We start from the raw sequence: 14,561 nt of genomic DNA on the forward strand, positions 1-14,561 counted from the left end.
TGCCCGATGTTCCCGTGGTGGGCGCCTGTGGGTGCCGACCGTTGGTCGGCACACTCCCTCCACCCCCCGGTAGGTGCCAACCTTGGTTGGCACGCTGCTTCAACGCAGTCGAGCGCAGCTCGACTCTACACACCCCGCTGGGCAGAATGGCCCATCACCTCCCGACGGGCGACACGATGCTGTTCGAGTGGTTGCTGGGTTCCTACCTGCTGCTGATCGACTGGCTGATCCGGCTGGTCGCGCTGTGCTGGATTCCCACCCGCACCACGCCCGGCGCGGCGCGCAGCTGGCTGCTGCTGGTCGGCTTCGTACCGCTGCTGGGCCTGCCGCTGTACCTGCTGTTCGGCCATCCGTGGCTGTCGCGCGAGCGCATCCGCCGCCAGGCCGAGGCCTCGCAGGTGATCCGTGAGGAGCAGGCGCTGCAGCATCGCCTGCGCTGGACCCCACAGCCCGACACCGCCAGCGCCGAGATCGTGCCGTTGGTGCAGCGCCAAGGCGATTTCATGCCGGTACACGGCAACGCCGTCGATCTGCTGACCGACTACGACGAGTCGCTGCACACGCTGATCGCCGACATCGACCAGGCCGAAGACCGCGTGCACCTGCTGTACTACCTGATGTTCGACGACGCGGTCGGCGAGGCCATTGTCGAGGCCTTGCAGCGTGCCGCCGCGCGTGGCGTGCAGTGCCGCGTGCTGCTCGATGCGGTGGGCGCCAAGCGTGGCCTGCGCGCCTATCGCAAGCGCCTGCAGGCGCGCGACATCGAAGTGCGCGCGATGCTGCCCGGTGGCCTGCGCTGGCGTCGCAGCGGACGCATGGACCTGCGCAACCACCGCAAGATCGCGGTGATCGACAACGAAGTGGCCTATGTCGGTTCGCAGAACCTGGCGGGCCCGCAGTTCGTGCCGGGCCACCCGAACCGCGAACTGGTGGCGCGCGTCCGCGGCCCGGCGGTGGCGCACCTGGAAGCCGTATTCGCCAGCGACTGGTACATGGAGACCGGCCAGCGCCTGGATGTGATCACCGATGTGCCCGAATGCGGCGACGACATCGCCACCCAGCTGCTGCCCAGCGGCCCGGCCTACCCGTACAGCAACGCGCGAGACGCGGTAGCCGCGCTGATCCACCTGGCGCGACGCCGGCTGGTGATGGTCACCCCGTACTTCGTGCCTGACGAAGCCACACTGAGTGCGCTGCGTATCGCCGCATTGTCCGGCGTGCAGGTGCAGCTGATCCTGTCTGCCAGCAACAACCAGCGGCTGACGTCGTGGGCGCAGGAGGCCTACTACGATGAACTGCTGCGCTGTGGCGTGCGCATCGCGCTGTACGAGCCGCAGTTCCTGCACGCCAAGCACATGAGCGTGGATGAGGACATCGCCGTGCTCGGCTCCATCAACATGGATATCCGCTCGTTCGCGCTGAATGCCGAGATCGGCCTGATCTGCTACGACCGCGCGCTGGTCCAGCAGCTGTGCGCGATCGAGGACGGCTACCTGCGCGAGTCGCGGCAGCTGGACCTGCAGCAGTGGCGCAGCCGTCCCACGTGGCGGCGCAGCCGCGAAGGTATTGCACGGCTGGCCGATGCGTTGATGTGAAGCAATGCCGGCCGCCCATTCCGGCAATCCGGCCCGTCATCGCCGATGGCCTACAATCGGCACATGACTGATTCACCGCGTAATGGCGAACTGGACCTGGCAATCATCGGTGGTGGTGCGGCCGGGGTGCTGGTGGCGATCCAGGTGTTGCGCCAGGCCAAGGCGCCGCTGGCGCTGGCCATCTTCGAACCCGCCTCGCAGCTGGCCCAGGGCATCGCCTATGCCACGCCATGGCCGGAGCATCTGCTGAACGTGCCGGCGGCGAAGATGAGTGCGTTTGCCGACCAGCCCGGCGATTTCCTCGACTACCTGATGGCCGCCAATGCCTACCCGGGCGAGGCGCGCGAGGTGCTGGGCGAGCGCTATGTGTGCCGCCACTACTTTGCTGCCTACCTGCAGCAGCGCCTGCAGGAGGCCGCTGCGACCAGCCCGGCACAGCTGCAGGTGATCGCGCAGCCGGTGCTGGGCCTGCAGCCGGATGACCATGGCTACCAGCTGACACTCGGCGATGGCAGCACGCTGCACGCCGCGCAGGCGGTGCTGGCCACCGGCAACAGCATGCGGCCGCTGCCGGTGGCCGGTGCCGAGGCACTGCCCGCCGATGACGTGATCGAGGCCTGGGACTACGACGGCGTACGCACCCTGGCCGGCGAGCAGGCCGTGGCCATCGTAGGCTCCGGCCTGAGCATGGCCGACACCGTGTTGGCATTGGTCGCCGCCGGCCACACCGGCCCGCTGCATGTGATCTCGCGCCACGGCCTGCTGCCGTTGCCGCATGCGCATGGTGGCCTGCCCACGTTCGACCCGGCCACGCTGCTGCCGATGAACCTGCGTCAGCGCCTGCGCGCGTTGCGTGGGTTCGCACACCAGGCACAGGCCGACGGCCTGCCGTGGCAGGGCGTGATGGACCGCATCCGTCCGCACGGGCAGGCGCTGTGGTGCAGCCTCGACGCGGCCGACCAGCGCCGCTTCCTGCGCCATGTGGTGCGCTACTGGGACGTGCATCGCCACCGCATCGCCGAAGAGGTCGACGCACAGCTGCAGGCGCTGATCGAAAGCGGCCAACTGCGTATCCACCGGTCCCGCCTGCAACGCGTCGGCCGCGAAGGCGATGCCCTGCGGCTGTGGGGTCGCGATGCCTCCGGCAATGAACAGCAGTGGACGATCAGCGGCGTGATCAACGCTACCGGCGTGGAAACCCGTGCCAGTGCGCTGCGCAACCCGCTGCTGCAGCAGCTGCAGGCCGATGGCCTGGCCCGCCCCGGCCCGCATGGGCTGGGCCTGGACAGCACGGTGCCGGGCGACCGCCTGTGTGCCGCTGGTGGCCAGCCGCAGGCACGGCTGGGCGTGCTCGGCAGCCTGCGCATCGGCAGCCTGTGGGAAAGCCTGGCGGTGCCTGAACTGCGTCAGCAGGCGCAGGCACTGGCCACCCAGGTGGTCGCAGGAGCCGCGACGGCGATGCCGTAAAATGGGGGCATGGATGTCTCCCACCTGCTTGATGGCCTGAACCCGGCCCAGCGCGAAGCCGTCTCCGCTCCCCCCGGCCACCACCTGGTGCTGGCCGGTGCCGGTTCCGGCAAGACCCGCGTACTCACCCACCGCATCGCCTGGCTGCATGAAGTCGAAGGCGTGCCGACCCACGGCATTTTCGCGGTGACCTTCACCAACAAGGCGGCCGGTGAAATGCGCCACCGCATCGACGCGCAGCTGCCCAATGGCAGCCGCGGCATGTGGATCGGCACCTTCCACGGCCTGGCCAACCGCCTGCTGCGCCTGCATTGGCAGGACGCCAAGCTGCCCGAAGGCTTCCAGGTGATGGATTCAGATGATCAGCTGCGGCTGGTCAAGCGCGTGGTGCAGGCGCTGGAACTGGACGACGGCAAGTACCCGGCCAAGCAGATCGCCTGGTGGATCAACGAACAGAAGGATGAGGGTCGCCGCCCGCAGCACATCCAGCCCGAGCCGCATGATGCGTGGCTGGAAACCATGCGCCAGGCCTATATCGAATACCAGGCACGCTGCGACCGCGCCGGCCTGGTCGACTTCGCCGAGCTGCTGCTGCGCGCCCATGAACTGCTGCGCGACAACCCGGCGCTGCTGTCGCACTACCGTGCCCGCTTCCGCGAGATCCTGGTGGACGAGTTCCAGGATACCAATGCCATCCAGTACGCCTTCGTGCGCGTGCTGGCCGGCGATTCCGGCCACGTGTTCGTGGTCGGCGACGATGACCAGGCCATCTACGGCTGGCGCGGCGCCAAGGTCGAGAACGTGCAGGGCTTCCTGCGTGATTTCCCAGGTGCGCAGACCATCCGCCTGGAACAGAACTATCGCTCCACCGCCAACATCCTCGGCGCCGCCAACGCGGTGATCGCGCACAACCCGGATCGCATCGGCAAGCAGCTGTGGACCGACAGTGGCGACGGAGAACCGATCGACCTGTACGCGGCGTATAACGAGATGGACGAGGCGCGCTACATCGTCGAGCGTGCCCGCCAGTGGGTGCGCGACGGTGGCAGCTACACCGAAGTGGCCGTGCTCTACCGCAGCAACGCGCAGTCGCGCGCGCTGGAAGAGGCGCTGCTGAGCGAACAGGTGCCCTATCGCGTGTACGGCGGCATGCGCTTCTTCGAACGTGCCGAAATCAAGGACGCGCTGGCTTACCTGCGCCTGCTGTCCAACCGCAACGATGACGCCGCCTTCGAGCGCGCGGTCAACACGCCTACCCGGGGCATCGGCGACCGCACGCTGGACGAAGTGCGCCGCGAGGCGCGCGCGCAGGGCATCTCGCTGTGGGAAGCAACGATGCTGGTCACCCAGGGCAACGCGCTGGCCGCACGCGCGCGCAATGCACTGGCCGGCTTCCTGGGGCTGGTCAACGAGCTGCAGGCGCAGACCGTGCACATGACCCTGGCCGAGCGCGTGGACCACGTGTTGGCCCGCTCGCAGCTGCGCGAGCACTGGAGCAAAGAAAGCCGCAATTCGCTGGATTCGGAATCGCGCACCGACAACCTCGACGAACTGGTCTCGGTCGCTTCGCGCTTCGTGCGCCGCGCCGACGACATCGAGGAAGTGGGCGAGGACATGGACGAGCTGGTCGCGTTCCTGGCCTACGCCGCGCTGGAGGCCGGTGAAGGCCAGGCGCAGGCCGGCGAGGACGGCGTGCAGCTGATGACCCTGCATTCGGCCAAGGGCCTGGAATTCCCGCTGGTGTTCCTGGCGGGCATGGAAGACGGCCTGTTCCCCAGCGCACGTTCGCTGGAGGAAAGCGGGCGGCTGGAGGAAGAGCGCCGCCTGGCCTACGTCGGCATCACCCGCGCGCGCCAGAAGCTGGTGCTGAGCTATGCCGAGTCGCGCCGCATCCACGGCCAGGACAACTACAGCCTGCCGTCGCGCTTCCTGCGCGAGATCCCGCGCGAACTGCTGCACGAAGTGCGCCCGAAGGTACAGGTCTCGCGGCCGGCCTCGATGGGTGCCAGCCGGGTGATGGGCCATGCCTCGATCGAGGCGCCGCCGGTCAAGCTCGGCGCGCTGGTCACCCATCCCAAGTTCGGCGAAGGCATGGTGACCGACTACGAAGGCAGCGGCGCCCACGCCCGCGTGCAGGTCGAGTTTGCCGACGCCGGCAGCAAGTGGCTGGTGATGGCCTACGCCAACCTGACGGTGATCTGATCACCGTCGGGGGGCGGGATCCCTGTAGAGCCGAGCCATGCTCGGCTGCTGTTGGCGGGGAAGAACAGCCGAGCATAGGCCCGGCTCTACAAAAGCGGTTGGACGTTACACGTATGGGGTCAGAGCCCCTTTCCGTTGGAAAAGGGATCCGACCCCGATACGCTGCAGCCATGACCCGCAACGTGCTCTTCCTCTGCAGCCAGAACCGCCTGCGCAGCCCGACGGCCGAGCAGGTGTTCGCCGAGTGGCCGGGCATCGAAACCGCATCGGCCGGGCTGCTGGCCGATGCCGAGGAAGTGCTCAGCCCCGAGCTGCTGCAGTGGGCCGATATCGTGTTCGTGATGGAGCGTGCTCACCGCAACCGGCTGTCCAGCCGCTACAAGCCGTGGCTGAAGGACAAGCGGGTGATCTGCCTGGATATCCCGGATGACTACGACTACATGGACCCGGTGCTGGTGGAGTTGCTGAAGCGCAAGGTGGCGCCGTTCCTGCGTTGAGCGTTGGTGGTGTAGAGCCGAGCCCATGCTCGGCTGCTTCTGGCGGGAAAGGCAGCCGAACATGGCTCGGGTCTACCAGAAAGACAGAGCGTCAGTCCTGCGCCTTTGAACCGGCCGTCGCATCCTGTTCGGACATCGACTGCTGCAGGCTGCTGGTGAAACTCTTTACCGCGCGCTCCAGTGCGATTTCCCAGTTCTCGCGTGATGGCACCTGGAAGATGTTCGCGCCATGCCCGGTGGCGGTGAAGGTACGGGTCTGGCCTTCCTTCCGCGCAACGACCTGCACCGAAATGTCGGCCAGCATCTGTTGTGTGGATGACACCATCCGGAAGAAGTTCGCCGGCATCTTGACCGAGAAATCGGTGAGCGAGGCCTCCAGTTGCGTACATGAGGTTTCGCACTGATCGGCGGTGCGATAGCCCATGTTTCGCAATGCCTGGATCATGATTGCGCGTGTCTTGTCCGCCGCTGTGGTGGACTCGATGGAGACAAGGACGCCGTTGCCTTGACGAACCACCCCGGCAATGTTCTTCGCACGGTCGGCTGCCGCAACTTCCGGGTAATAGACCGGACGGACGTCGCGCACCGGCCCCACCACCACTACCGGACCCTCTTCGGGATTCACCCGGATATCGGGCACGTTCACGCGCACCACTTCGGTGCGGATGCCGCAGCCGGTGAGGAGCAGCAGCAGCGAAAGACCAATGATCGACTTCATGTATTCCCCCTGTTGGAATGGTGTCCTTGCGACGCGCATTATCGCGTGGCTCGCAGGCAGCGGGAGTGGCGTTGGTCACAGCGGGGCAGCCGAGCATAGGCGTGGCTCTACTGGGACGAGCAAAATGCAGTCGAGCATGGCTATGCCGGTCGTCCTGACCGGCACCCTTTGGGCGGTCGCAAGCGACGTTGGCAGCGGCTCCTGCCGCTCCCTTCGACTCTACAATGGGGCCTGACATCCTCCAGGAACGCCCCCATGACCGAACCCACGCTGCACGTCACCGTGAAGTTGAACGCCCGGCTGCAGCCCGAGCATCGTCACGAACTGTTCGAGGACCCGCTCGACGCGCTGTTGCAGGCGGCCCAGGTGGGCGAGCTGACCGGTGGTGGCACTGCAATATCCGACCTCGGTGAAGTCGAGTACGGCGACATCGAAGTGGCGCTGGTCGATGCGGACGGCGTGCCGAAGCTGATCGACCTGCTGGAACAGCTGGGTGCACCGAAGGGTTCGCAGCTGCAGGGCGCGGGTGAAGCCGACCGCAGCTTCGGCGTGACCGAGGGGCTGGGCATCTACCTGGATGGCCTGAACCTGCCGGACGAAGTCTACGAGCAGTGCGATTCCAACCACGTGTTCGAACAGCTGTCGGAGAACATCGACGGCCTGGGCGAGATCTGCAGCTGGTGGCAGGGCCCGACCGAAACCGCGCTGTACATGTACGGCGAATCGTTCGAAGCGATGCGTGATGCGATTGCCGGATTCGTGGGCAGCTATCCGCTGTGCCAGAACGCACGCGTGGTGCAGATCGCCTGAAGGTAGGGGCGCTGTAGAGTCGAGCAAGCTCGACTCTACGGCAGCAGGTTATCGGCCGGCTGACTGCCGGGCGTTGTCGCGCAGCGCCATGTCCTTGCCGATCTGGTAGCCGCCGAACAGCACCGCCAAGGCGATGATCGCGGCGACCATGATGGACTTCTGGGAACTCCAGACGGGCGGCTTGTTGTCCTGCATGTCGGTCGTCCTTGGGCGCGGCAGTGCGCCGCCCGCCGAGCATGCGCCGCCCGACCGGTGCGTGCAAGCGGGCGGTGCGCACACGCCAATGCGCGGCGCCGGATTGATTCTGCTCAAGGCACGGCCTGCACATCCGGTGTGCAATGGTGTCGTTCCCATCTGGCAGATCGCTACGGAGCCCCACCATGTACAAGCGCATCCTGATTGCCACCGACGGATCCGAGCTGGCCGACAAGGGCCTGGCCAAGGGCCTGGAGCTGGCCAAGGACCTCAACGCCGAGGTCGATATCGTGACTGTCTCCGAGCCGTGGGCCGTCGGCATGTACGACGCCATGGGCTGGAGCGTGGGCTACATGAACAGCCCCGAGTACAAGGCCGACCGCGAGGAAGGCGCGCAGAAGGTGCTGCAGCCGGCGCTGGCCAAGGCGGCCGAGCAGGGCATCACCGCCAATCCGGTGCACGTGCTGGACCGCTACGCAGCTGACGGCATCATCGAGACCGCCGGCGAGCGCAACAGCGACCTGATCGTGATGACCTCGCACGGCCGCCGTGGCGTGACCCGCGTGCTGCTGGGCAGCCAGACTGCCGAAGTGCTGGCACGCAGCACGCTGCCGGTGTTGGTCATCCGCTGATCCACACCCACTGATTCAAGCGTTCCCGGGGAGGGGACCCGACGCCGGCCGCAGGATGCGCGCCGGCGTTGTTTTTTGTCGGGGATCGGGGGGCGGATCCACGCATGGCGTGGATCTACTGATAGGCGGTCACCCACGCATGGCGTGGATCCACGTTCGTTGTCCCGGTAGATCCACGCCATGCGTGGATGGGCCGTGCCGATGGCCTTGAGGGGTCAGAGCCCTTTCCTGTGGAGAGGGATCCGACCCCGGTCACATCACCAGCTGTACAGCTTCCAGTACACCGGCGACACACCGTCCTTGTCGTTGTCGAAACGGCCATCGCCGTTCTTGTCGTACATGTAGAACGGAGCACCGCGCGATGGCGTCACCTTGACCATGCGCAGCTGGCCGGACACACGGTATTCCTCGATGACATCGCCGTTGTCCATGGTGCGCTTGGAGACATCGGCGCCCTTGACGTCCACCGGGGGAGCACCTGCGCCACCCATGCTGGCGCAGCCAGCGAGCAGGAGCAGGGAAGCCAGCATCAGGGTCTTCATCGGCGGGGGCCTTTGCCTGGAGAGAGCCCTGATTATGCCCCATCGCCAGGTGCGTGCCGTGTCGTCGCGGTGCAGGCACGGGCGCGTAGAATCGGCCCATGAGCAGATTAGTCCTGATCGACGGGTCCAGTTACCTGTACCGCGCGTTCCACGCGCTGCCGCCCCTGTCCAATGCACAGGGTGAACCCACTGGCGCACTGTTCGGCGTGGTCAACATGCTGCGTTCGACGCTGAAGGAACGCCCGGCCTACGTCGCGTTCGTGGTCGATGCGCCCGGCAAGACCTTCCGTGACGACCTGTACGACCAGTACAAGGCCAACCGCCCGCCGATGCCCGATGAGCTGCGCAGCCAGGTCGAGCCGATGTGCCGCATCGTCGAGGCGCTGGGCATCAGCATCCTGCGCGTCCCCGGCGTGGAAGCCGACGATGTGATCGGCACGCTGGCCCTCCAGGGCCTGGCGCAGGACCTGAAGGTGACCATTTCCACCGGCGACAAGGACTTCGCCCAGCTGGTGCGCCCGGGCATCGAGCTGGTCAACACCATGACCGGCAGCCGCATGGATTCGGATGCGGCGGTGATGGAGAAATTCGGCGTGCGCGCCGACCAGATCATCGACCTGCTGGCGCTGATGGGCGACGCGGTCGACAACGTGCCGGGCGTCGAGAAGTGCGGGCCGAAGACCGCTGCCAAGTGGCTGGCCGAGTACCAGCACCTGGATGGGGTGATGGCGGCCGCGCCCACCATGAAGGGCAAGATCGGCGAAAACCTGCGCGCGGCGCTGGAGCGTCTGCCGCTGAACCGCGAGCTGGTGACCATCCGCACCGACCTGGCGCTGGACGCCAGCCCGACCACGTTGGCCCTGCGCGAGCAGGACGTGCCGGAGCTGACCGAGCTGTATGCGCGCTACGGCTTCACCCAGGCGCTGAAGGAGCTGGGTGCGCCGGTGCCGGCACCGGTGGCCGCCAGCGAGGCGACCCCGAGCCTGCGCGGCACTGCGGCCGGCTTCGCGCGTGGCAGCGTCGAGGCGCCCGCCGCCGGCACGCTGGATCCGGCACTGTCCGCGCCGGGTGAATACGAGACCGTGCTGAGCGCCGAGCAGCTGCAGGCCTGGGTCGAACGCCTGCAGCAGGCCGACCTGATCAGCTTCGATACCGAGACCGATGCACTGGACGCGATGCGCGCGCGGCTGGTGGGCATCAGCCTGGCCGTCGAGCCGGGCAGGGCGGCGTACATTCCGGTCGGCCACGATTACCCGGGTGCGCCGGCCCAGCTGCCGATGCAGCAGGTGCTGGACGCACTGCGCCCGGTGCTGCAGGACCCGGCGAAGAAGAAGCTGGGCCAGCACGGCAAGTACGACCTGCACGTGCTGCGCCGCCACGGCGTGCAGGTGCAGGGCTACCACGACGACACTATGCTCGAGAGCTTCGTGCTCAATTCCACCGCCACCCGCCACGACATGGATTCGCTGGCGCTGCGCTACCTGGGCTACAGCACCATCAAGTTCGAGGACGTGGCCGGCAAGGGCGCCAAGCAGATTCCGTTCTCGCAGGTGGGCATCGACGAGGCCAGCCGCTACGCCGCCGAGGACGCCGACATCACCCTGCGCCTGCACCACGCGCTGCAGCCGCAGCTGCTGGCCGAGCCGGCGCTGGACAGCGTTTACCGCGGCATCGAGATGCCGCTGGTGCCGGTGCTGGCCAGCATCGAAGCCAACGGCGTGCGGGTCGACACCGACGAACTGCGCCGGCAGAGCCAGGACCTGTCTTCGCGCATGCTGGCCGCGCAGCAGAAAGCCACCGAGCTGGCCGGGCGCAGCTTCAACCTGGATTCGCCCAAGCAGCTGCAGGCGGTGCTGTTCGACGAGTTGAAGCTGCCGGCGGTGGTGAAGACCCCCAAGGGCCAGCCCAGCACCAATGAAGAGGCGCTGGAGGCGATTGCCGACCAGCACGAGCTGCCGCGCGTGATCCTGGAGTACCGCGGGCTGGCCAAGCTGCGCAGCACCTACACCGACAAGCTGCCGGAGATGGTCAACCCGGACACCGGCCGCGTGCATACCAGCTATCACCAGTCCGGAGCCGCCACCGGCCGCCTGTCCTCGTCGGACCCGAACCTGCAGAACATCCCGATCCGCACCGAGGATGGTCGCCGCATCCGCCGCGCGTTCATCGCCCCGGAGGGCTTCCAGCTGCTGGCCGCCGATTACTCGCAGATCGAGCTGCGGATCATGGCCCACCTGTCCGAGGACCCGGGCCTGGTGCGCGCCTTCGAGCAGGGTGCCGACGTGCACCGTGCCACCGCCGCCGAGGTGTTCGGGCGTACGCTGGAGGAAGTGACGCCGAACGAGCGCCGCGCCGCCAAGGCGATCAACTTCGGGCTGATGTACGGCATGAGCGCCTTCGGCCTGGCCCGCAACCTGGGCATCGACCGCGGCCAGGCGCAGGATTACGTGGCGCTGTACTTCAGCCGCTACCCGGGCGTGCGCGATTTCATGGAGCGGATGCGCCAGCAGGCCCGCGACCAGGGCTATGTGGAAACCCTGTTTGGTCGTCGCCTGTACCTGAACGACATTCATGCACGTAACCAGGGCCTGCGCGCCGGTGCCGAACGCGCGGCGATCAACGCGCCGATGCAGGGCACCGCCGCCGACATCATCAAACGCGCGATGGTGGACGTGGACCAGTGGCTGCGTGACAGCGGCGCACCGGCACGGATGATCCTGCAGGTGCACGATGAACTGGTGTTCGAAACCGAAAGCAGTTTCGTTGAAGACTTGCGTTTGCAGGTGGTCGAGCGCATGTCGCAAGCGGCCAAACTGCGGGTGCCGCTGGTGGTCGATACCGGCGTCGGCAACAACTGGGACGAAGCGCACTGAGGGTATTTCAGGCCGAAAACGACGTGAATTCGTTCATCCGTCAGAGGTTTCTGACTCGATCATGAATGTTGTCCTGATCGAGGTTCATTAAATTGGGCCCCTTCACGAACCGTTAGTGTTCGGAGTGCTTCTATAACTCTCGACAGGCGCAACGCCTGTTGTGGATCTCTCCCATCCCCTGGAGCAGATCTCGGAACGGGGACTCCTCCCCAAGTGCCCGTTCCCCGGCCCCGTTGACCTCCCCCTGGTCAGCGGGGCTTTTTATTTGTGCCGCCGCAGCACCAGGGATGGGGTCAGATCCTTGGTGCTAGGCTGGGCTACCGTTCCACAGGGGAAGACCATGCCCGATCTGTTTGCACTGGCAATGCCCTGGTGGGAGTTCATCCTGCGCGCGGTGGTGGTCTATGTCGTGGTGCTGGGCATGGTCCGGCTTGGCGGCAAGCGGGCTCTAGGGCAGATCACGCCCTTCGACGTGCTGTTGATCGTGCTGCTGGGCAATGCGGTGCAGAACGCGCTGCTGGGCACCGATACCTCGCTGGGCGGCGGCCTGCTGCTGGCCGCGACCCTCATCCTGCTCAACTATGGGGTGGGCTGGCTGACCACCCGGAATCGACGCATGGAGCGGATGATCGAGGGAGAACCTACCGTAATCGCGCGCGATGGCCGGCTTTTGGAGGGTGTTCTCCGCCGCGAACTGATCAGCCGGGCCGATTTCGATGCTGCGTTGCGCCAGCAGGGCGGGCTGCAGATCGAAGACGTGCAGATCGCCCTGCTGGAGACGACCGGGCACATCACCATCCTTCCGCGGAAGGGCACCTGATCGTGCAGCACCGAGCATGGGCTCGGCGCTACAGGGCATCATTCACGGTGTGCAGCGGGTAGTGCCGGCCGCCGGTTTGCGCTCGTAATAGGCGAATCGATTGCCGCTGTCGATACCGACCAGGTTGCCGTTCTGCAGCAGCTGCAGCACGAAGTCGCTGCCGATATCGCGGTGGATGAGGATGCGGCCGTCGCTCAGGCTTGCCCGCAGTGGCTGTTCGCGGCCACCGGCCTCAACCACACCACCCTCGAGGAAACGCAGCTGCGACAGCACGCTGCGCTCGGCTTCAAAGCTGCCACAGGGCAGTGCGGCGGCCGGCACCGGCGTGAGCGCTGCCGCGGGGGCGCTGGCGAGAACGGCAAGGTCCTTGGCCGGACCGCAGGCCAGGGCATCCGCGCGCTGTGCACAGGATCGCTGCAGCGCATCGCGGGCCTGCTGCAGGCGGCCACTGCTCCACAAGGTTTCGGCGGTGTCGGCGCAGAACGTTTCGCCCTGTTGCACGCGGCAAAGGTCGATCAGTTCATCAAGCTGTGCAGGTGGCAGAGGCGCATCCACGGAATGCTGCAGGCCGAGCAGGGCCTTGCCCATCATTTCCGAGGCAATCTCCTTGGCTGCCGTCATGCAACCCTCGGCGTCGAACGAGGGCAGCTCCTCCCTGCAGATCTCGGGAATCGGCGGTTCTTCCTTTCTGGGCGCTGCGTCCTTGGCCTGCTGCTGGTAGGTCTCCAGCAGGCGCATGCAGGCTGCGCCCACGCCCTCGGCGCACCAGGCGTGCAGTTTCACGGGTGCGGCCTCTGGCAGCGCCTCCAGGCACTCGGAGGTGTTCATCACGCAACCGTCCTCGACGGGCTGCGGCATCGTCTTGCAGGCGGCGGCGTGCTCACGGGCGAACTCGCGATAGGGCGTGCTGATCGTGCGGTCGTTGTCCGAGAAGTACCAGTTTTCCAGCTGGCCCGTGGAGAGGTTGCCGGTACCGAGCACGTCTTCCTGGCGGGCGATGCGCAGTTCCTCGGTGGCCTGGTAGGGGCCGGACAGGAAGCCGTGGCCTTCGCTCTCCAGGGTCAGCGTGGTGTTGCCGCTGCTGTCCTTGTAGGTGCCGCAGGCCATCGACTGAGCGGCGGCCGGCAGGCTGGCCGAGGCCAATGCAAGCAACAGCAGGGAGCGCCAGCCCACAGCGCGGGGGCGGGGGGAAACAGCAGCGGGCATGGGGTCATCCTTGAAGGAAGTGAGCAGGGCCTGTCCGGTGCGGGGCGCACCACAGGCGCGAGAAGGCGCCACGCGTCAGGCGTGGCGCCGGAAGATCAGAGCCAGTCGCGTGGCACCAGGTAGTCGGCCAGGCGCGCCTCGGCGCTGCCCGCTTCCGGGGCGAAGCCGTACTCCCAGCGCACCCGCGGCGGCAGGCTCATCAGGATGCTCTCGCTGCGGCCGCCGCTCTGCAGGCCGAACAGCGTGCCGCGGTCGTAGACCAGGTTGAACTCCACGTAGCGGCCGCGGCGGTACAGCTGGAACTCGCGTTCGCGCTCGCCATGCGCGGTGTCCTTGCGCTGCTGCACGATCGGCAGGTAGGCGTCGAGGAAACCATCGCCGACCGCACGCAGATAAGCGAAGTCGCGCTCGAAGTCGCCGTGCAGGTCGTCGAAGAACAGCCCGCCGACGCCGCGCGTTTCATTGCGGTGGCGCAGGAAGAAGTACTCATCACACCAGCGCTTGTGCGCGGCATAGCGTTCGTCGCCGAACGGCGCACACAGATCGCGTGCCACCTTGTGCCAGTGCTGCACATCCTCGTCGAACGGATAGAACGGGGTCAGGTCGAAGCCGCCGCCGAACCAGCTGGCCACCACTTCACCATCGCGCTGCGCCTGGAAGAAGCGCACGTTGGCATGGGTGGTCGGCACGTAGGGGTTGAGCGGGTGGAACACCAGCGACACGCCGGTGGCGCGCCAGGAGGCGCCGGCCAGTTCCGGGCGGTTGGCCGAGGCCGACGGCGGCAGGCGGCTGCCGGACACATCGGAAAAGCCGATACCGGCCTGCTCGAACACCGCGCCGTCGCGCAGCACGCGGGTGCGCCCACCGCCGCCCTCGGCACGCTGCCACAGGTCTTCCTGGAAGCGGGCCCGGCCATCGACGGCCTCGATCGCCGCACAGATGCGGTCCTGCAGGTCGGTGAGGTAGGCGCGCACGCGCTCGAATTCGTTCATGGCGCGTACTTT

At 66.9% G+C, this 14,561-nt stretch carries 13 protein-coding genes; 8 read left to right on the plus strand and 5 right to left on the minus strand.

What is annotated here, in order from left to right:
- Window positions 1–176: 176 nt before the first annotated feature.
- The 4 genes from cls (at window position 177) to AC5P7E_RS16220 (ending at window position 5,761) form a co-directional block, all read left to right on the plus strand.
- A complete protein-coding gene (gene cls / locus AC5P7E_RS16205) occupies window positions 177–1,595 on the plus strand; it encodes a cardiolipin synthase (protein WP_005414897.1) in 1,419 nt (472 codons plus the stop codon).
- 45 nt (window positions 1,596–1,640) lie between these two features.
- Window positions 1,641–3,062, plus strand: coding sequence for an FAD/NAD(P)-binding protein (locus AC5P7E_RS16210; RefSeq protein WP_099473878.1), 1,422 nt, complete (start codon window positions 1,641–1,643; stop codon window positions 3,060–3,062).
- A gap of 9 nt (window positions 3,063–3,071) precedes the next feature.
- A complete protein-coding gene (gene uvrD / locus AC5P7E_RS16215; RefSeq protein WP_049396046.1) occupies window positions 3,072–5,264 on the plus strand; it encodes a DNA helicase II in 2,193 nt (730 codons plus the stop codon).
- A 170-nt stretch (window positions 5,265–5,434) separates the two neighbouring features.
- Entirely contained in the window at window positions 5,435–5,761 is a 327-nt protein-coding gene (locus AC5P7E_RS16220) for a low molecular weight protein tyrosine phosphatase family protein (protein WP_049396047.1), read from the plus strand.
- 91 nt (window positions 5,762–5,852) lie between these two features.
- Here AC5P7E_RS16220 and AC5P7E_RS16225 read toward each other — a convergent pair whose 3' ends face one another.
- Window positions 5,853–6,479 (minus strand): hypothetical protein, encoded by a 627-nt coding sequence (locus AC5P7E_RS16225; RefSeq protein ID WP_024957802.1) that lies wholly within the window; start codon window positions 6,477–6,479, stop codon window positions 5,853–5,855.
- Window positions 6,480–6,734: 255 nt separating this feature from the next.
- On the opposite strand from AC5P7E_RS16225, the gene AC5P7E_RS16230 reads away from it, so the two are divergent.
- Window positions 6,735–7,289, plus strand: a complete 555-nt coding sequence (locus AC5P7E_RS16230; RefSeq protein WP_043034430.1) for a hypothetical protein — start codon at window positions 6,735–6,737, stop codon at window positions 7,287–7,289.
- Between the two features lie 48 nt (window positions 7,290–7,337).
- On the opposite strand, the gene AC5P7E_RS16235 is transcribed toward AC5P7E_RS16230, so the two are convergent.
- On the minus strand, window positions 7,338–7,484 hold the full coding sequence (locus AC5P7E_RS16235; RefSeq protein WP_005411630.1) for a hypothetical protein: 147 nt from the start codon (window positions 7,482–7,484) through the stop codon (window positions 7,338–7,340).
- Between the two features lie 185 nt (window positions 7,485–7,669).
- On the opposite strand from AC5P7E_RS16235, the gene AC5P7E_RS16240 reads away from it, so the two are divergent.
- A complete protein-coding gene (locus AC5P7E_RS16240) occupies window positions 7,670–8,116 on the plus strand; it encodes a universal stress protein (RefSeq protein WP_005411629.1) in 447 nt (148 codons plus the stop codon).
- A 257-nt stretch (window positions 8,117–8,373) separates the two neighbouring features.
- Here the strand turns inward: AC5P7E_RS16240 and AC5P7E_RS16245 are convergent, their stop codons facing one another.
- Window positions 8,374–8,658, minus strand: a complete 285-nt coding sequence (locus tag AC5P7E_RS16245) for a DUF2782 domain-containing protein (RefSeq protein ID WP_005411628.1) — start codon at window positions 8,656–8,658, stop codon at window positions 8,374–8,376.
- 98 nt (window positions 8,659–8,756) lie between these two features.
- Between AC5P7E_RS16245 and polA the strand changes: the two genes are divergently transcribed.
- Together polA and AC5P7E_RS16255 are read left to right on the plus strand one after the other, a co-directional pair.
- Window positions 8,757–11,531, plus strand: a complete 2,775-nt coding sequence (polA, locus tag AC5P7E_RS16250) for a DNA polymerase I (protein ID WP_024957710.1) — start codon at window positions 8,757–8,759, stop codon at window positions 11,529–11,531.
- A gap of 340 nt (window positions 11,532–11,871) precedes the next feature.
- Window positions 11,872–12,351 carry a DUF421 domain-containing protein gene (locus tag AC5P7E_RS16255; RefSeq protein WP_005411626.1) on the plus strand — a complete coding sequence of 160 codons (480 nt, stop codon included), beginning with the start codon at window positions 11,872–11,874 and terminating at the stop codon, window positions 12,349–12,351.
- Window positions 12,352–12,393: 42 nt separating this feature from the next.
- On the opposite strand, the gene AC5P7E_RS16260 is transcribed toward AC5P7E_RS16255, so the two are convergent.
- Entirely contained in the window at window positions 12,394–13,557 is a 1,164-nt protein-coding gene (locus tag AC5P7E_RS16260; protein ID WP_114618975.1) for a hypothetical protein, read from the minus strand.
- Between the two features lie 95 nt (window positions 13,558–13,652).
- Entirely contained in the window at window positions 13,653–14,549 is an 897-nt protein-coding gene (gene hemF, locus AC5P7E_RS16265; RefSeq protein ID WP_088429546.1) for an oxygen-dependent coproporphyrinogen oxidase, read from the minus strand.
- Window positions 14,550–14,561: the final 12 nt, after the last annotated feature.

This window comes from Stenotrophomonas sp. YJH_SMC_25 (assembly GCF_059369595.1).